General features: G+C 45.1%; 17 protein-coding genes. 4 read left to right on the forward strand and 13 right to left on the reverse strand.

Annotation, left to right across the window (positions count from 1 at the left end; all coding sequences use genetic code 11):
• Positions 1-49 precede the first annotated feature (49 nt).
• Positions 50-514 carry a ribonuclease HI gene (gene rnhA / locus H5300_RS07915; RefSeq protein WP_004734327.1) on the forward strand — a complete coding sequence of 155 codons (465 nt, stop codon included), beginning with the start codon at positions 50-52 and terminating at the stop codon, positions 512-514.
• 153 nt (positions 515-667) lie between these two features.
• On the opposite strand, the gene H5300_RS07920 is transcribed toward rnhA, so the two are convergent.
• On the reverse strand, positions 668-1,450 hold the full coding sequence (locus tag H5300_RS07920; RefSeq protein ID WP_004734328.1) for a class I SAM-dependent methyltransferase: 783 nt from the start codon (positions 1,448-1,450) through the stop codon (positions 668-670).
• 53 nt (positions 1,451-1,503) lie between these two features.
• Here H5300_RS07920 and gloB point away from each other — a divergent pair, with 53 nt between their 5' ends.
• From gloB to H5300_RS07935, 3 genes are all read left to right on the forward strand, one after another.
• Positions 1,504-2,262 carry a hydroxyacylglutathione hydrolase gene (gloB, locus tag H5300_RS07925; protein WP_004734329.1) on the forward strand — a complete coding sequence of 253 codons (759 nt, stop codon included), beginning with the start codon at positions 1,504-1,506 and terminating at the stop codon, positions 2,260-2,262.
• A gap of 70 nt (positions 2,263-2,332) precedes the next feature.
• Positions 2,333-3,907, forward strand: coding sequence for a LysM peptidoglycan-binding domain-containing protein (locus H5300_RS07930; protein ID WP_065605789.1), 1,575 nt, complete (start codon positions 2,333-2,335; stop codon positions 3,905-3,907).
• Complete coding sequence (locus H5300_RS07935) at positions 3,904-4,590, forward strand: YIP1 family protein (protein WP_004734331.1); 687 nt, start codon at positions 3,904-3,906, stop codon at positions 4,588-4,590. Before H5300_RS07930 ends, H5300_RS07935 begins: the two co-directional genes overlap by 4 nt.
• A 100-nt stretch (positions 4,591-4,690) precedes the next feature.
• Here H5300_RS07935 and H5300_RS07940 read toward each other — a convergent pair whose 3' ends face one another.
• From H5300_RS07940 to H5300_RS07995, 12 genes are all read right to left on the reverse strand, one after another.
• On the reverse strand, positions 4,691-5,533 hold the full coding sequence (locus H5300_RS07940) for an endonuclease/exonuclease/phosphatase family protein (RefSeq protein ID WP_029222104.1): 843 nt from the start codon (positions 5,531-5,533) through the stop codon (positions 4,691-4,693).
• A 61-nt stretch (positions 5,534-5,594) separates the two neighbouring features.
• A complete protein-coding gene (glnB, locus tag H5300_RS07945) occupies positions 5,595-5,933 on the reverse strand; it encodes a nitrogen regulatory protein P-II (RefSeq protein WP_004738609.1) in 339 nt (112 codons plus the stop codon).
• Positions 5,934-6,063: 130 nt separating this feature from the next.
• Positions 6,064-6,375 carry a cytochrome c gene (locus H5300_RS07950; RefSeq protein WP_029222103.1) on the reverse strand — a complete coding sequence of 104 codons (312 nt, stop codon included), beginning with the start codon at positions 6,373-6,375 and terminating at the stop codon, positions 6,064-6,066.
• Positions 6,376-6,433: 58 nt separating this feature from the next.
• The gene (gene tilS / locus H5300_RS07955) at positions 6,434-7,768 is read right to left on the reverse strand and encodes a tRNA lysidine(34) synthetase TilS (RefSeq protein WP_182795748.1); all 1,335 of its coding nucleotides are present in this window, start codon (positions 7,766-7,768) and stop codon (positions 6,434-6,436) included.
• A gap of 120 nt (positions 7,769-7,888) precedes the next feature.
• Positions 7,889-8,848 (reverse strand): acetyl-CoA carboxylase carboxyl transferase subunit alpha, encoded by a 960-nt coding sequence (accA, locus tag H5300_RS07960; RefSeq protein ID WP_017107195.1) that lies wholly within the window; start codon positions 8,846-8,848, stop codon positions 7,889-7,891.
• A gap of 45 nt (positions 8,849-8,893) precedes the next feature.
• Positions 8,894-12,373 (reverse strand): DNA polymerase III subunit alpha, encoded by a 3,480-nt coding sequence (gene dnaE / locus H5300_RS07965; protein WP_182795749.1) that lies wholly within the window; start codon positions 12,371-12,373, stop codon positions 8,894-8,896.
• Positions 12,374-12,532: 159 nt separating this feature from the next.
• Positions 12,533-13,153, reverse strand: coding sequence for a ribonuclease HII (gene rnhB, locus H5300_RS07970; RefSeq protein ID WP_182795760.1), 621 nt, complete (start codon positions 13,151-13,153; stop codon positions 12,533-12,535).
• A gap of 33 nt (positions 13,154-13,186) precedes the next feature.
• On the reverse strand, positions 13,187-14,383 hold the full coding sequence (gene lpxB, locus H5300_RS07975) for a lipid-A-disaccharide synthase (RefSeq protein ID WP_182795750.1): 1,197 nt from the start codon (positions 14,381-14,383) through the stop codon (positions 13,187-13,189).
• 129 nt (positions 14,384-14,512) lie between these two features.
• Positions 14,513-15,301: an acyl-ACP--UDP-N-acetylglucosamine O-acyltransferase gene (gene lpxA / locus H5300_RS07980; protein WP_017107191.1), complete on the reverse strand. Its 789-nt coding sequence runs from the start codon at positions 15,299-15,301 to the stop codon at positions 14,513-14,515.
• A 1-nt stretch (position 15,302) separates the two neighbouring features.
• Complete coding sequence (gene fabZ, locus H5300_RS07985) at positions 15,303-15,755, reverse strand: 3-hydroxyacyl-ACP dehydratase FabZ (RefSeq protein WP_017107190.1); 453 nt, start codon at positions 15,753-15,755, stop codon at positions 15,303-15,305.
• Positions 15,756-15,848: 93 nt separating this feature from the next.
• A complete protein-coding gene (gene lpxD / locus H5300_RS07990; protein ID WP_065103097.1) occupies positions 15,849-16,880 on the reverse strand; it encodes a UDP-3-O-(3-hydroxymyristoyl)glucosamine N-acyltransferase in 1,032 nt (343 codons plus the stop codon).
• A gap of 5 nt (positions 16,881-16,885) precedes the next feature.
• Positions 16,886-17,386 carry an OmpH family outer membrane protein gene (locus tag H5300_RS07995; RefSeq protein ID WP_017056311.1) on the reverse strand — a complete coding sequence of 167 codons (501 nt, stop codon included), beginning with the start codon at positions 17,384-17,386 and terminating at the stop codon, positions 16,886-16,888.
• Positions 17,387-17,409: the final 23 nt, after the last annotated feature.

Genomic DNA, 17,409 nt, shown 5'->3' on the forward strand with positions numbered 1-17,409 from the left:
TCTGTGTCAGACTATGCCGATAATGTGCTTGAGGTAATAGTATCAAATCATGACGAAACAAGTTGAAATTTTCACTGATGGTTCTTGTTTAGGCAATCCAGGTCCCGGTGGCTATGGCATCGTACTTCGCTATAAAAAAGTCGAAAAGACACTAGCAGAAGGCTTCACACTGACGACCAACAATCGAATGGAAATGCTCGCCGCAGTCATTGCGCTTCAAGCACTCAAAGAACCCTGCTCTGTGATTCTGACAACAGACAGCCAATACGTACGTCAAGGCATCACCCAGTGGATCCATAACTGGAAAAAGCGTGATTGGAAAACAGCAGATAAGAAGCCAGTTAAGAACGCCGACCTTTGGCAAAGGCTCGATAAAGAAACTGCTCGTCATAGTGTTGATTGGCGCTGGGTTAAAGGACACGCTGGGCACCGAGAAAATGAAATGTGTGATGATTTAGCGCGAAATGCAGCGGAGAATCCGACTCAAGAAGATACGGGCTATCAACCAAGCTAACCATCTTTTAAATGAGATGCAGATTTCAGAAACAGATTCATACTTTCCAAACCTGATTGATAGTTTCCTAACCTAATTGATAGCTTCTTAAACTAGTTGATAATTGATTAACCTAATTAATAGATGAAAAGCCGACTATTGGGGGTCAGTTCACTAGTCGGCTTTTTCTGTTTTCAACGGATATGAAGCTTTAGCTGAATCCATGGTACGACGCGTATTGGTCCTAAAGCTTGCTCCAACCGGAGAGAAACGTCGCTTAAGGTGCCAATGTGGCTTGATAGGCTTAAGTGGGTAAGTTCGTTTACGAGCAACAATAAAGTATTGGCTGCCAGCAAAGGAAGCACAGCCACCTAAACTATTCTCCAACCACGTCCACATCGCCTGATACTTACTCATCGGAAATAGTGCATAGGTATCGCAGTGAATCACTTCGTAGTTCAATACACCTAACCAGTCTTTAATTCGGTTTGGCGTGTACATACGTCCACTCCAAGGCAAGCTGTTCTTTCGCCAAGGCAGTAAACTTGCGAGTCCGGTAATACTAAACGGATTGAAGCCGGTAATGATGATATAACCATCGTCCATCATCACTCGGTCGACTTCTCTCAATAATCGATGCGGGTCATTGCTATAATCTAACTGATGACTCAGCACCACAACATCAAAGCTTTTCTCCAAAAAGGGTAAATTATAGACATCCGCTATCACATTATGTAATGGGTTCTGGATATCTAGGTTTACTTGATGTTGAATGTTGCATGTGCAGCTAGAAATCTCACTACTGAGACCGCCAAGCTTGAGCATATGGTAACCAAATAGCTTTGGGCACCACTCATCGAGTCGAGTTTGAATAGATTCTCTCAACCAGTCCCCATTGTGCAATTGTGCCCAAGTGTAAGGACGCTCAAACTTCTTTCTGCTACGTGCTGGCTTCATCAATAACCTGTCTCACTTATTCTGTCTCACTAGAAGTGACTGGAGAATCAATAATGTTACATATCAAAAGCATACCTGCATTTAACGACAATTACATCTGGCTGATTCAAAATAGCGATCGTCGTTGTGCTGTCGTCGACCCTGGTGATGCGGCTCCAGTATTAGAGTACTTAGCACATCATGAGCTAACTTTAGATGCAATCTTGATTACACACCACCACCATGATCACATTGGTGGCGTTCCAGAACTAGTCAGACAGTTTCCAAGCATAGATGTTGTGGGTCCAAGGAATGAACCAATCCCGACCTTAACTCACCCCGTTGATGATGGTGACCAATTAGAATTGTTTGGTGAAGTCTTTTTAGTACTCGGGCTCAGTGGCCACACCGCTGGTCACATTGGTTATGTGGGCGATGCCAAACTATTTTGTGGCGATGTGCTGTTTTCAGCAGGCTGCGGTCGAATCATGGAAGGTACGCCACAGCAAATGTTTGATGCACTGAACAAGATCACAGCACTTCCTCAAGAAACCGAGGTTTACTGTGCTCATGAATACACCGCCGCGAACATCGCTTTCGCACTGGCCGTTGAGCCTGACAACCAACATTTGCAGCAATATCGCGACCAAGTGAACCGACTGCGAGCTCAGAATAAGTCGACCATCCCCACAAATTTGAGACAAGAGAAGTTTGTGAACCCTTTCTTGCGCTATACCGAGCCAAGTGTAGTTAAATCAGTATCTAATCGTACTGAGCAGACCGATCCTTTATCGGTATTTACCGCTTTACGTGCGTGGAAGAACGAATTTTAACAAATACAGACTTGTCACTCATAGGGGGTGGCAAGTATTATCACCGGCCGTTAATTAAAAAGGCTGTAACATGCGAGTTAAGTACAGCTGGGCTTTGGTATTACTACTTTCTGGTTGCCAATTAACTCAGTCAGAGAATCCAGACCAAGCTTCCGAGCAAACCAACACATCTCCTACTAAAGAAGTTTCTCAAGCGAACGCTTCATCAGAAGCAACAGCCAAAGAAGATCAAAAAGTTGAAGCACCTGTCGTTACTCCACAAACACAAGAAGATGTTTGGAAACGTATTGCGATGCAACTTGAAATGGAAGTACCCGACCAAAAGAAGGTTGATTACTACCGAACTTGGTATTTAAAGCACCCTAGTCATCTAAAAACCGTCTCACAACGTGCTGAACCTTTCCTTTATCTGATCACAACTAAGATTGAAGAAAAAGGCTTACCACTAGAATTGGCACTATTACCCGTTGTAGAAAGTTCTTTCGATGCGTTTGCCTACTCTCATGGCAGCGCAGCAGGTCTATGGCAATTCATTTCTGGCACAGGCAAAGACTACGGACTTGAACAGAACTTCTGGTATGACGGTCGTCGTGATGTGGCTGCCTCTACTGACGCCGCATTGGATTTCCTCTCAGACCTTAACCGACGTTTCGATGGCGATTGGAACCATGCCATTGCTGCCTATAATAGTGGCGGCGGTCGCGTAAACAGTGCTATCCGCAAGAACAAGAAGCTGGGTAAGCCAATCGACTTCTTCTCTTTGGACTTACCAAAAGAGACCAGCAGCTACGTACCTAAACTGCTTGCTCTAGCTGATGTGATCGCCAACCAAGAAAAGTATGGCATCGATATCCCTGCGATTCCAAACAAGCCAGTACTGGCCCTGGTTAACCCAAACGAACAGCTTGATTTAGCGATTGCTGCAAGCTACGCAGGTATTCCAGTCAAAGAACTGCAAGGCTACAACCCCGCTTATAACCAATGGGCGACGGCACCTGAAAAACATCAGCAATTATTGCTTCCCCTAGGCTCTGTTGAAAAGTTCAACAAAGAAGTGGCGGCCAATAAAGGCAAAGGCATGAAGTTGGTGCGTTACAAGGTTCAGTCTGGTGACAGCATTAGCGTACTAGCAAGTAAATATAACACCACCAGCAAAGTGATCCGCTCTGCAAACGGTTTGAGCAACAACAATATTCGTATTGGCCAACACTTACTTATCCCAACATCCACCAAAGACGACAAGACATACGCACTAAGCGCTTCAAATCGCCTAGCAAGCACACAGTCGAAGAGTCGTGGTCAATATAAGCTTAGTCATACCGTAAAAAGTGGTGACAGCCTATGGACGATTGCACGCGAAAATAAGGTATCTCACCAATCACTGGCTAAGTGGAATGGTATGGGGCCACGTGACACGCTTCGAATTGGTCAAGAACTGGTCATTTGGAAGAATAGTTCCGACGGTGCCATCATCCGAACTGTCTTTTATAACGTAAGATCAGGTGACACAGTCAGCGGTATTGCATCAAAGTTCAAAGTAAAAAGCGCAGATGTTGTAAAATGGAACGCTTTGCAGAACAAGAAATACCTACAGCCAGGACAAAAACTGAAGCTGTATGTTGATGTAACTAAGGTAAGTGTATGAACCCGTCAAGTAACCCACTCGTCATGCTGTTGGATATATTCCGTTCACCAACAGCTTGTTTCTTAGCGCTTTATCAGCGAAGTGCTTGGGGGTGGCAACCCTACGTCGTATTAATGCTCAGCCCGTTTTTATTCTGGGGTGCTTATTTTTCGAATGTAGATTTTGCATGGTTAAGTGCAGAATTGTCACAACAACTGGCTCAAACAAACCCTGACCAATTGGCGTTACTTGACAGTAATACCCTACTCGCGAGTGAAATCATCAGCGATGTGTTTGGCCGAACATTAACCATCATTCTGTTGGCATTCTGGTTTAATCTAGCAACCAAACCAAGCCAGCATCAACATAGCTTTTGGCGATGGTTTGCAGCGGCATCGGTTGTGATATTCCCGGCTGTTTTAGGTGATGTAGCAAGCTACGCAAGCCTGATACTCAAGCATGGACAAGTGATGAGCTACGCTGCTGACTTGAACAGCTTAAACGGCTTAATCAAGTTACCACTGACCAATGATTGGTCGCAGTTTGCCAGCTCTTTACCACTGTTATTACCATGGTATATCGTGTTGGGTTATGCAGCCGTATTAACGTGGACTGAGTTTGAACGTGGGCAAGCGCTTGTGATTTCAGGCTTACCATGGGTTGGCTACTACCTAATCTGGGCGCTCTACATTTTAATATTTTAAGTTGAAGAGATAAGGCTAGCGAAAACTCTCTAGCCTATTAGCTCCGTTAGATTACCCAACGTAACTACCGTGCGAATGGTTAAGCCCCAATGACTAATAGCTATTTAGCCTTAAAGGTCACTCGCATAGGGTTATGATCAGAAGCGTCCGTAATGGGCGCTTTTGCTTTTTCTACCTCTAGCCCTCGATAGAACACATGGTCGAGCACCAATCCTGTCATAAACTGAGTTCGGTTATCCGGTTCAAAGGCAACCTCCGTCAAACCGACCTGTTCCAACGCGCCTTTCAATACCGCAAAGCGAGCCTCACTCCAGCTATTAAAATCCCCAGCAAAAATAACAGGCCCACGATACTTTTGCAGATTGTCAGTTAAGCTCTTGAGCTGAGCCTCGTAATCTTCCGTACCAAAGGTAAAGTTCACGGCATGGATATTAATCACAGCCAACTCTTCGCCATTGCTTAGTTGGTAACGCGACCAAAGCGCCGATTTAGGCAATTGAAGCCAAGGTTCTTCATGAGTATAAGCACAAGCTTCGATCGGTAAATGCGTCGCTAAGTTAAGTACGCCAGCACTTTGTTCAAAGGCCTCAAACGCATTCACACGAGTGCTTCCCCACTGGCCGCTTGTCACCCATTGGCGAAGCTCTACTGTCATACTCGCTTCTTGCAGCAAGACTAAATCGCTACCTGCCGACAGCTTATTTAACTCACTCTGCCAATTATTTCGGTTTTGCTTGTAGATATTCCACACCGTAATGTCTAGACCATCAGACACATCAATCGCTTTCGGTGCGGAGTTTTGGTAGCAACTGTAGATGTCGTTACTGGTACTTTGAGAGGAAGTGATCAGGTTGGGTTTATTCGGGATCACGAAGATAAAGTGAAAACTAACGACAGCAAGCGTTATCAATAGCGTGATAACAATGATGGTTTTCTTAAACATACAGCACCCTACCAGAAATGAAAAAGGAGCGATAAACGCTCCTTTTAGGGTAATAGTTTTTTTATACGGCGTCTTCGTCTTCTTCGCCAGTACGAATACGTACCACACGTTCAACGTCTGTAATGAAGATCTTACCGTCGCCGATTTTACCGGTTTGAGCCGTTTCGATAATGGTATCAACACACTGGTCAGCCACTTCGTCGGTCACAACGATTTCCAATTTCACTTTAGGTAAAAAGTCGACCATGTACTCTGCGCCGCGATATAGCTCAGTATGACCTTTCTGGCGTCCAAAGCCTTTAACTTCAGATACTGTCATACCCGTAATACCCACTTCTGCAAGTGCTTCACGTACATCATCAAGTTTGAATGGCTTGATAATGGCTTCAATCTTTTTCATGTTCATCCCTTAAACTGTGCGAATAGCTCATTATCGGTTAGCTATAGTAAACATTCAATGAAAAAAGCCAGAGCTTTAAAGCTCTGGCTCGAAATTTATCATCTTGTTTAATCAGCGCTTTGAGAAGGTTTTACTTAAGGCTTGCGTAGTAAGCGGCTAGATTCGCGATATCTTCATCACTCAGCATAGAAGCTTGAGCCTGCATCACAGCGGCCAAGCCACCATTACGCTGTTTTGTTTTGTAAGCGTTGATCGATGAAACGATGTACTGCTCGTTTTGTCCTTTCAGGTTTGGGTAACCTGGGATCATAGCGATACCATCGGCGCCATGACAAGCCGCACAGATTGCTGCTTTAGCTTGGCCCGCAGCAACATCACCTGCCAGAGCGTTACCACTCAATAGTCCAAGTCCGAGAACTAATCCTAGTGTAATTTTCTTCATTGCATATTCCATTAATTATTTTTATTAAAGTGACGGTGAATTGTGACACAAACTTTTTCTACTTGCTCCAAAGCGCTTCACAATCTTGACCTTCGTAGTTTTTATCTACGAATAAGCCTAAAACAGCGATCACTCGATCGCCATCCATTAATATCGGCGTTCTGCGTCTTAACCAACTGGGTACTTGGTATTCCTGAAACAGCTTCTTGAGCTTTCTACTATGCCCGCGCCCAACAGGGTGAGCCGAGAGTCCTTCAGGGTTAAAGATCACTCTTAGTGTTGCGCTTGTATCCGACAAACTAAAGCTTTGCACATCACGGTTGTTAGATTCGCCATCACTCAGTGCTGAATTTAAGCGTAACTCCCCTAAGCCATCGGGTAGCGTCAAACTCTCACCCATTGAAAGATGGCTTTGCCAGTCGGATAAGTCTTTAGTCTCTCTCACCAAATAGAGCTGATGATTAAAGCGTCGAACTTCGGCATCATTCAACACCAGCTTAGGGTTGGCGTCCGCCTGAGCGCATGCGACTTCATCCCAAATAAGCTTGAGCTGCTTTTTACTCGGCATCGGTTGATTGCAATGACTCAACCACATTCTTAGCAGGCGTGCTCGTAACAAGTCTGAGTGTTGAGATAACGCCTCAACGCTTAAGTTTTGGCTATCCCCTAAAGCTTGCTGAAAGTGTGATTCAAGCAACTCATCCAACAGTAACTCTTGCTCTGCACATAATTGAGCACTGCGACTGACCGCATCTCGAAAATTGGGCCATCGCTCAGTCAGCGTTGGCGTTACTTGATGGCGAATAAAGTTACGGTCAAAACGCAGATCCTGATTACTCTCATCTTCCACCCAAGTTAAACCCATGTCGTGCGCCGACGCTTCAATGTCTGATCGAGTCACTGAAAGTAGCGGTCGAACGATAAACGCTTCGCCAAACGACATCACTTTCGCCATTGAAGAAAGTCCTTTCGGACCACTGCCACGCTTCAATGCTAACAAGAATGTCTCAAGTTGGTCGTCGATGTGTTGACCTGTAATGAGAATATCACCAAAAATCAGGTGCTTCTGAAACGCATTATAACGAGCATCTCGAGCCAGCTTTTCTACGCTCTCACCACTGTCGATATCCAGCGAGACTCGCTCTACAGCTAACGAAACTGACAAAGCATCACACCATGTTTGGCACTGCTCAGCCCAGTGATCAGCATTGTTGCTTAAACCGTGGTGAACGTGCACCGCGCAGCACTCAATGCCATGCGTTTGCGCGTACTGCGCTGCTAACTCTAACAAAACTCGAGAATCAACACCGCCACTGAAAGCCACGATCAACCGATGAGGCTTGAGTGCGCTTTGATTAAGTACAGATGTGAAGGTTTCGATTATGTGAGTCATGAGTGAACCATGAGAATAGGTTTGAAGGGAGAATGTTCTAATAATAAAAAAGGGTTGGCACTGAGTCCAACCCTTTCATCATCTTGTTACTTGAAGCTGCCTCATTTCAAGGCACGCTTATCAGCAGTAACCGTAGCTCATTAGGCGTTGGTAACGACGCTCAAGAAGCGATTCGTTGTCAAACTGCTCTAACTCTTCTAGCTGTTTAACTAGCATGTCTTTCATGTTCTGAGCCGTTTGTACTGGATCGCGGTGCGCGCCACCTAGAGGCTCAGGAATGATTTCGTCGATAAGCTCTAGCTCTTTCAGGCGAGGAGCAACTAGGCCCATCGCTTCTGCAGCTTGTGGCGCTTTATCTGAATCACGCCACAGGATAGAAGCACAACCTTCTGGAGAGATTACTGAGTACGTAGAGTACTGAAGCATGTTCACGTAGTCGCCAACACCGATCGCTAGTGCACCACCAGAACCGCCTTCACCAACAACGTTACAGATAACTGGAACTGAAAGGCCAGCCATTACTTTAAGGTTCTTTGCGATAGCTTCAGATTGACCACGTTCTTCAGCACCAACACCTGGGTAAGCACCCGCTGTGTCGATGAAAGTAATAATTGGCATGTTGAAACGCTCAGCCGTTTCCATTAGGCGAAGTGCCTTACGGTAACCTTCTGGCTTTGGCATACCAAAGTTACGGATCACTTTCTCTTTAGTCTCACGACCTTTCTGGTGACCAATAACCATAACAGGACGACCATTTAGACGAGCCATACCACCTACAATTGCTTTGTCGTCAGCGTAAGCGCGATCGCCCGCCATCTCTTCAAATTCTGTGAAGGCATGCTCCAGGTAATCTTTGGTGTACGGACGTTGAGGGTGACGAGCAAGTTGAGCTACCTGCCATGCACCTAAGTCACTAAAGATTTTCTGTTTAAGCTCTAAGCTTTTTTTCTCTAGTTGTTCAATTTCTTTGTCTAGATCTACCGCTGTGTCACCACCGTGACGTGAAACGTCACGTAGCGCTTCGATTTTTGCTTCAAGTTCAGCGATAGGCTTTTCAAATTCTAGAAAGTTCAGGCTCATCTATGAATCCTTGTTGATTCAGCTCCACAATCATGGAGCTAAATTTTAGTTAAATTCGAGTTCTACTTGGCTATTTCCAAGCAGCTGTTTTAATTCGTCTAGTAATGTATCACTTGGCGTCACACGCCATTCTGTGCCCAATGTTAACCGCGCTCTAGCGTCGGCACGCTGGTAGTATACATTGACTGGGACCGTTCCGGCTCTATAAGGTTCTAAGATTTGACTAAAGCGTTCAAAAAATTGACCATTAATTTGGGATTGGTCGATAGATATCGACACCCCACGAGCATATTTCTCACGGGCGCTTCCTAAGTCCATGACCTCGCGCGCGGACATTTTAAGCCCACCATTGAAATCATCAAAGCTGACCTGTCCAGAAACGACCACTATTTTATCTTTTTCGAGCAATTCAGCGTAGCGATCGAGCGCATCCGAGAACAACATCACTTCCATTCGCCCCGATCGGTCGTCGAGGGTCATCAAACCAATTCGAGTTCCGCGCTTCGTGGTCATAACCCTAGCAGCAATGACCAAACCTGCAATCGTTAAAGACTGATCACGACGCGTCGGCGTCGCATCTTTCAAGCGACAGCTGGTGTATTTCGCAAGTTCTTTAATGTAAGCATTCACCGGGTGACCCGTTAAATACAAACCAAGCGTTTCGCGTTCACCTTCTAGCCAAACCTTTTCAGGCCACTTAGGCACTTGAGTATACTTGTGTTCAACCTCTTCCGGAGCGTCGGTCAACACACCAAACATATCAGATTGACCGAACGACTCAGCATGGTGATGTTGGCTTGCTGCCTTAACCGCATCTTTCAAAGATGCCATCATCGCCGCTCGGTGAGGACCTAATCTATCTAAGGCGCCTGACAGAATCAACTTTTCGATAACACGCTTGTTCACTTTTTTCAGATCAAGTCGCGCACAGAAGTCGAACAAGTCTTTAAAGTAACCGCCTTTATTACGCGCTTCGATAATGGCTTCAATTGGGCCTTCACCAACCCCTTTAATCGCACCGATGCCATAAACAATCGCGCCATCTTCATCGACATTGAAGCGGTATAAACCCGAATTAATATCGGGTGGAAGGAGCTTGAGCTTCATACGGAAACATTCATCGACAAGGCCAATAACCTTCTCGGTGTTATCCATATCCGCGGTCATTACTGCCGCCATGAATTCCGCAGGGTAGTGTGTTTTCAACCACAGTGTTTGATAAGAAACCAGTGCGTATGCAGCCGAGTGAGATTTGTTAAAACCGTAGCCCGCAAACTTCTCTACCAAGTCAAAGATCTTCATGGACAGTTCGCCATCAACACCATTGGCTTCAGCACCTTCTTTAAAGGTACCGCGCTGCTTTGCCATCTCTTCTGGCTTTTTCTTACCCATCGCACGGCGCAGCATATCGGCTCCGCCAAGCGTATAGCCAGCAAGGATTTGTGCGATTTGCATTACCTGTTCTTGATACAGGATGATGCCGTACGTTGGTTCTAGTGTCTCTTTAAGCGATTCGTGTTGCCACGTTTCATCAGGGTAAGATACCGCCTCTCGTCCGTGTTTACGGTCGATAAAGTTATCTACCATGCCTGATTGCAGAGGGCCCGGACGGAACAAGGCCACCAATGCGATAATATCTTCAAAACAGTCGGGTTGCAGACGCTTGATCAGATCTTTCATACCGCGAGATTCCAGTTGGAATACCGCCGTCGTTTCTGAATTCTGTAATAGGTTAAATGACGCTTGATCATCCAAAGGAATCGACTCGATACGAACCGGATCTTTCCCCTCTTTCGCCAAACGCGGGTTCACTAGGCCTAGTGCCCAGTCGATGATCGTCAGTGTACGCAGCCCCAAGAAGTCAAACTTAACCAAGCCTGCGGTTTCTACGTCATTCTTATCGAATTGCGTTACCGGGAAGTTGCCTTCCGCATCGGCATAAATAGGTGCAAAGTCAGTAATCGTGGTGGGCGAGATTACAACACCACCCGCGTGCTTACCGGCGTTTCGCGTACAGCCTTCTAGAATTCGACATTTATCAATCAGCTCACGAACTTCTTCATCACCATCATAAAGTTCAGGTAATGCGGGTTCAGCGAGGAAGGCTTTCTCTAGCGTCATACCCGGATCAGGCGGAACCAGCTTAGATATTCGGTCAACAAAGCCAAATGGGTGGCCTAACACACGACCTACATCTCGAATTACCGCTTTCGCAGCCATGGTACCGAAGGTAATGATCTGAGAAACAGCATCACGACCGTACATCTCAGCTACGTGGTCAATAACTTGGTCACGTTTATCCATGCAGAAATCGATATCGAAATCGGGCATAGATACACGTTCTGGGTTCAAGAAACGTTCGAACAGTAAGTCATATTCAAGTGGATCAAGATCGGTGATATCCAATGCGTAAGCCACCAAAGAACCGGCACCAGAACCACGACCAGGACCTACTGGTACATCATTATCTTTTGACCACTGGATAAACTCCATTACGATCAAGAAGTAACCTGGGAAACCCATGTTGTTGACAACTTCAAGCTCGATCTTGAGTCGCTCATCGTATTCAGGCCTGCGTTCAGCTCTGGCTTTCTCATCAGGAAATAGGAATGCTAAACGTCGTTCAAGACCTTCTTCTGATTTCTTAATCAGGAAGTCTTCAATCGCTAAACCTTCCGTAGGGAAGTTAGGCAAGAAGTATTCGCCCAATCGCACGGTGACATTACAACGCTTAGCGATCTCAACACTGTTTTCCAGAGCTTCGGGAATGTCTGAGAAAAGCTCACACATCTCTTCTTCGCTACGTAGATACTGCTGTGGGCTGTAGTTTTTTGGTCGACGTGGATCAACCATGGTAAAGCCGTCGTGAATCGCCACACGGATTTCATGAGCGTCAAACAAGTCTTCAGAAATGAATACCACTTCGTTGGTCGCGACAACTGGCAGGTCTTCTTGCTCGGCTAGTTCCAGCGCAAAGTGCAGATAAGACTCTTCATCCGGACGTCCAGTACGGATCAGCTCCAGATAAAATCGGTCGGCAAAGTGTGTTTTGTAAAACTCGACACTACTTGCAACCAACTCTCGGTTGCCTTTCAGCAACGCCTTACCAATTTCACCTTCTTTCGCACCCGATAAAAGAATCAGGCCTTCGGCATGCTCAATCAGCCACTCTTTATCAATCACTGGCTGATGCTGTACGTGACCACGAAGGTAAGCTTTTGAAATCAATAACGTTAGGTTGTTATAACCCTTGTTACTCGTTGCAATAACGGTGAGTTTGGTCAATTCGTCGCCAAACTCAGGAGACTGCATCAGGAAGTCAGCACCAATAATTGGCTTAACCCCACACCCATGGGCTGTACCGTAGAATTTCACCAAACCACATAGGTTAGTAAAGTCGGTCAGTGCTAGAGCAGGCATACCCATCTCAGCAACTTTCTTAACCAGTGGTGGTACCTTTGATAGGCCATCCACCATAGAAAAGTCACTGTGTACGCGAAGGTGAACAAATTTTGGATCTGACATTATTTTTCCTGAGTTCTAGGCTTGAGCCTAGGATTACAACTGTGTGTATTCTATTTTTTTCTACTGCAAGTAGGCAACTTTATTCGATAGCCAGCTCCAATCAACAGGAAGCGACTATCAATAGGAAGCCAGAGCAATATAAAGTTTAATCAATGCGCTCTAATCAATGCCAAGAACACGTTTTACTGGCTTAAAGCTTTTGCGGTAATGCTCAGTTACACCATGTTTTTCAATCGCTTCGAAATGCGCTTTGGTCGGGTAACCTTTATGTCGAGCAAAACCAAACTCTGGATGAAGTTTATCAAGTTCTTCCATCTCTTGGTCACGAACCACTTTAGCTATGATAGATGCCGCACTGATTTCAGCAACTCGCAAGTCCCCTTTTACAATAGCAAGACCATCCATCGGTAGTTCAGGAACACGGTTACCGTCGATCAGAGCCATGTCTGGCTGAATGCTAAGCCCTGCAATGGCACGCTGCATAGCAACCATGGTCGCTTGTAGAATATTTAACTCATCAATTTCTTGTGGAGAGCAACGGCCAACCGACCACGCCAATGCTTTCTCTTTTATCTCAGGAAGCAGCGCAAGACGTTTCTTCTCTGACAATTTTTTTGAGTCGTTTAAGCCTTCAATAGGGTTATTAGGATCGAGGATAACGGCCGCAGTCACGACATCACCGACTAATGGACCACGACCCACTTCATCCACACCAGCAAACAACTGGTAACCTTGAGGGTATTCAAACGGAGGAAGCTCTTTTTTCTCTTTTACTGCCATCATTATTCTCTTAGTGTCCTGTAAACAAGCGTTTTATGACTCAACAAATGGTCGGTTAATCAGTTTCAATACCGCGTTAGCCGCTTGTTTATCCGCGTCTTTACGGATCCAGTGATGCATTTCAGTAAAGCGCTCAATCAATGGCGCGTTGTCCGTTGAAAGCATCTTGTCGACCGATGGGAAAAGGTAATCTGGGTGACACTCTTCAAGAATGTGTTCTTTTACGATTTCTTCACCCGCTAGGATATTCGGTAACGAGACAAATTCTGTTATCGACAATTTCTTCACTATATAGCCAGTGAGCTTGTTGACCTTGTAGCCTACGACCATCGGGCGCTTAAGCAACATACATTCAAGCGCAACGGTACCAGAAGCTAATAGAACTGAGTCAGAAGCGGTAATCACGTTGGTGGCAGTATCTTCCACTAGTGTGAATTCCAACTCAGGCGCCGTCGATTGCCATATCTCGATAAACTGTTTTTTACGCTGTTCATTAACCAACGCAACAACAAAGTTAATATCAGGATATTTCTGCTTAATACGCTGACAAGTCTCGATAAATGGCTGAGCAATCAAACTCATTTCACCACCACGACTACCCGGCAATACGGCTAACCATTGCTTATCTTGATCAAGACCTAAAAGCTCTCGAGCGTCTCGTTTACTCGGTTCCAAAGGAATTGAGTCTGCCAACGTGTGGCCAACGAATTCACAGGCAACGTTATATTTATCGTAGAACGCTTTTTCGAATGGTAGGAAAGCCAATACCAAGTCGGTTGCTTTATCGATTTTAAAGATACGCTTTGGACGCCAAGCCCATACTGAAGGACTCACGTAATGCACCGTTTTGATGCCAGCGTTCTTAAGATCAAGTTCAAGTCTCAGGTTGAAGTCAGGCGCATCAATACCAACAAACACATCGGGTGGGTTCTGGGTGAAATACTTCACCAGTTCCGCTTTCACTTTAAGTAAGCGAGGCAAACGTCCAAGTACTTCAACCAAGCCCATCACAGCAAGCTCTTCCATTTCGAAAAGAGACTCACAACCAAGCGCTTTCATTTTGGGGCCGCCAATACCGACGAATTCAGCATTTGGGTATTGTGATTTAATCGCTTTAATAAAACCCTCGCCAAGCGTGTCACCCGAGAGTTCTCCGACGACGATACCTACGCGTAGAGGTTCATTCGAAACAAAGTCCGAGCTATTGGTTGCTGCTTCTTGCTGTACCATAGTTTTCCAATTCCCTTGTTGCCTAAAACAAAAAAGACCGCCCAATGAGTAGCGATCTTTTTGTTATACCAATCTGATTAAGTCATTATTGTCGTACTTGATATGATTGGTAAACAATCATATCAAGTATTAACGAATAATACCGCGCTCAGAGTTCTCTAGCATTTCTAGCATAGGAGTAACCGAAGTAAACTCTTTCGCCATTTCAACTAAAGCCGCTTTCGCTTCTTCAAGTGTTTTACCTGAACGGTATAACTCTTTGTACGCTTTTTGTAGTGCACGAATTTCAGGTTTCTCAAATCCGTTACGCTTCAAGCCAACAAGGTTCAAACCAAATGGCGCAGCGTGGTTACCCTGTGCAAGCACGTACGGCAGTACATCTTGAACAACTGCAGAACAACCGCCAATGTACGCATAAGCGCCAATTGAACAGAACGGGTGAATCGCAGACAGCGCCATTACGCCAGCGTAATCGCCAACCGTCACGTGACCGCCAAGGATAGCGTTGTTACCAATGTGAGTGTGGTTACCAACAATAACATCGTGCGCTACGTGAGCGTTTACACAAAGTAAGTTGTCGTCACCAATCACTGTGGTTGCTTTGTCTTGAGTCGTACCACGGTGGATTTGAACGGCTTCACGAATCACGTTGCGATCACCGATCACTACTGTTGTTGCTTCGCCGCCATACTTCTTGTCTTGGTTTTCTTCACCAATCACAGCGTGTGGGAAGATACGGTTTTCTTTACCAATGGTTGTGTGACCTTTAATCACAACGTGCGACATAATCTCTGTGTCGTCACCAATAGTCACAGTACCAGCAATGTAAGTGAAAGGCCCAACCGTCACGTTAGCACCGATAGTTACATCACCTTCGATTACTGCTGCCGGGTGAATTTTCGCTGTTTCATGAATCATATTAAAACTCTCTACGAGCACATTTAAGTTCAGCTGAACACACTACAGCGCCGTCAACTTTAGCCACACCGTTAAATGATGCAATGCCACGACGTTCTTTTAGGAACTCAACTTCGATAACCAGTTGGTCACCAGGTACCACTGGCTTACGGAATTTTGCTTTATCAACACTTGCGAAGTAGTAAAGTTCGTTACCAGAAGGCGCACCAAAAGATTTAAATGCAAGAAGACCTGTAGCTTGAGCCATTGCTTCTAAGATCAACACGCCTGGGAATACAGGAAGCTGTGGGAAGTGGCCTGTGAACTGAGGTTCGTTAACAGAAACATTCTTAATCGCGGTCAGTGTTTTTTCTTTTTCAAAGCTAGTCACACGATCAACCATTAAGAATGGGTAGCGATGAGGTAATAGTTCCTGAATTTCAGTAATGTTCATCGTTGTCTGTTCAGTAGTCAAAGTCGTATTCCTATGTATATTCTTTATTTAATTAGAAGGATTATAAACGAAAAAGACTCGCTGTACGCGAGCCTTTTATTAGAAATGCTGGAATTATGATTCCGCGCTCTTCTCGATAAGTTTTTCAACGGTTTTCAAACGCTTGTTCATTTCATCAATACGATGAACTCGCGTCGCTGTTTTACGCCAGTCTTTATTTGGCTGTAAAGGAATACCAGATGAATACATACCTTTCTCAGTGATGCTGCGCATTACCATCCCCATACCGGTGATTGTAACGCCGTCAACGATTTCAATGTGACCATTAATCACACAACCGCCACCAATAATACAGTACTTACCTATCGTAGTGCTGCCAGCCACAATAGTACCACCAGCAATTGCCGAACCATATCCGATGTGAACATTGTGAGCAATTTGAAGTTGGTTATCTAAGATAACGTTGTCTTCAATCACTGTATCGTCCAACGCACCACGGTCGATGGTCGTACACGCGCCAATTTCTACGCGATTACCAACGCGAACCGAGCCGACTTGAGGGATCTTAACCCACTCGCCTTTTTCGTTCGCATAACCAAAGCCATCAGAACCAATCACTGTGCTTGATTGAATCAAACACGCAGTGCCAATGATCACTTCATGATAAATGCTTACATTAGCCCACAGCTTAGTGCCAGCACCAATTTGAGCATTCTTACCAATAAAACAACCGGCACCAATGATCACGTCATCACCAAGGACAACACCAGATTCAATCACAGCATTTGCACCAATAGACACATTTTGTCCAATGGTTGCATCACCGGAGATTGAAGCTGAATCAGCGATAGCCGCAGCCGGTGCAGGAGTAATGTCCAGCGCTTGAGCAACTTTAGCAAAAGCAACATAAGGGTCATTAACCACAATTACATTGGTTTTACACAGTTCGCGTTCACTCTCTTTAACCATAATAGCGGATGCTTTACAGTCACCTAGGTGTTTGCTGTACTTCACGTTAGAAAGGAACGTAATGTTTCCTTCTAGCGCTTTATCCATAGGAGCAACCGCTGAAACAGTAATAGTACCGTCTCCGTGTAGCTCTCCCCCGGTAATCGTTGCCAATTCGGCTAAAGTCAGATTCTTCATAAAACTTATTTCAGTGCTTTAATTACTTTCTCAGAGATGTTGTATTCTGGCTTGCCATATTGCAGAGCTTGAATATCAACAATCATGTCGTAGCCTTCTTTCTCTGCAACTTTAGTTACAGCATCTTGAATCACTTTGAATAGCTTCTGCTTCTCTTGTGCTTCACGACGTTGGCTTGCTTTTTCTAGTGCTTGAGCTTTGATTTTGTACTTACTGTCTAGTTGACCGACTTCGATACGAAGCTTCTCAACTTCGTCAGGACCTAGTAGTTCACCATCACGCTTAAGCTTTTCAATCTTAGTTTTTGCTTCTGCTTGAATGCTCTGCAGCTCAGCAGCTTTATCTTTGAACTCTTCCTGCATTTTTTGAAGAACAACCTCGCGCTGAGGTAGAGCCTGGAATACTTGTGCAGTGTTTACATAACCCACTTTTTGCGCAGCTTCAGCAGCTGTTGCAAAGAAAGAAGAGCTAAGAACTACAAGGCCTAAACCTGCTGCTTTAATCATATTTTTCAAAATATTGTCCTTTA

This window comes from Vibrio sp. SG41-7 (assembly GCF_014164465.1).
Classification (GTDB): domain Bacteria; phylum Pseudomonadota; class Gammaproteobacteria; order Enterobacterales; family Vibrionaceae; genus Vibrio; species Vibrio splendidus.

What these genes read in the sequence shown, in the direction of transcription:
- rnhA (WP_004734327.1), top strand. Translation starts at nt 50, where the DNA reads ATGACGAAACAAGTTGAAATTTTCACTGATGGTTCTTGTTTAGGCAAT.
- H5300_RS07920 (WP_004734328.1), bottom strand. Translation starts at nt 1,450, where the DNA reads ATGAAGCCAGCACGTAGCAGAAAGAAGTTTGAGCGTCCTTACACTTGG.
- gloB (WP_004734329.1), top strand. Translation starts at nt 1,504, where the DNA reads ATGTTACATATCAAAAGCATACCTGCATTTAACGACAATTACATCTGG.
- H5300_RS07930 (WP_065605789.1), top strand. Translation starts at nt 2,333, where the DNA reads ATGCGAGTTAAGTACAGCTGGGCTTTGGTATTACTACTTTCTGGTTGC.
- H5300_RS07935 (WP_004734331.1), top strand. Translation starts at nt 3,904, where the DNA reads ATGAACCCGTCAAGTAACCCACTCGTCATGCTGTTGGATATATTCCGT.
- H5300_RS07940 (WP_029222104.1), bottom strand. Translation starts at nt 5,533, where the DNA reads ATGTTTAAGAAAACCATCATTGTTATCACGCTATTGATAACGCTTGCT.
- glnB (WP_004738609.1), bottom strand. Translation starts at nt 5,933, where the DNA reads ATGAAAAAGATTGAAGCCATTATCAAGCCATTCAAACTTGATGATGTA.
- H5300_RS07950 (WP_029222103.1), bottom strand. Translation starts at nt 6,375, where the DNA reads ATGAAGAAAATTACACTAGGATTAGTTCTCGGACTTGGACTATTGAGT.
- tilS (WP_182795748.1), bottom strand. Translation starts at nt 7,768, where the DNA reads ATGACTCACATAATCGAAACCTTCACATCTGTACTTAATCAAAGCGCA.
- accA (WP_017107195.1), bottom strand. Translation starts at nt 8,848, where the DNA reads ATGAGCCTGAACTTTCTAGAATTTGAAAAGCCTATCGCTGAACTTGAA.
- dnaE (WP_182795749.1), bottom strand. Translation starts at nt 12,373, where the DNA reads ATGTCAGATCCAAAATTTGTTCACCTTCGCGTACACAGTGACTTTTCT.
- rnhB (WP_182795760.1), bottom strand. Translation starts at nt 13,153, where the DNA reads ATGGCAGTAAAAGAGAAAAAAGAGCTTCCTCCGTTTGAATACCCTCAA.
- lpxB (WP_182795750.1), bottom strand. Translation starts at nt 14,383, where the DNA reads ATGGTACAGCAAGAAGCAGCAACCAATAGCTCGGACTTTGTTTCGAAT.
- lpxA (WP_017107191.1), bottom strand. Translation starts at nt 15,301, where the DNA reads ATGATTCATGAAACAGCGAAAATTCACCCGGCAGCAGTAATCGAAGGT.
- lpxD (WP_065103097.1), bottom strand. Translation starts at nt 16,880, where the DNA reads ATGAAGAATCTGACTTTAGCCGAATTGGCAACGATTACCGGGGGAGAG.
- H5300_RS07995 (WP_017056311.1), bottom strand. Translation starts at nt 17,386, where the DNA reads ATGATTAAAGCAGCAGGTTTAGGCCTTGTAGTTCTTAGCTCTTCTTTC.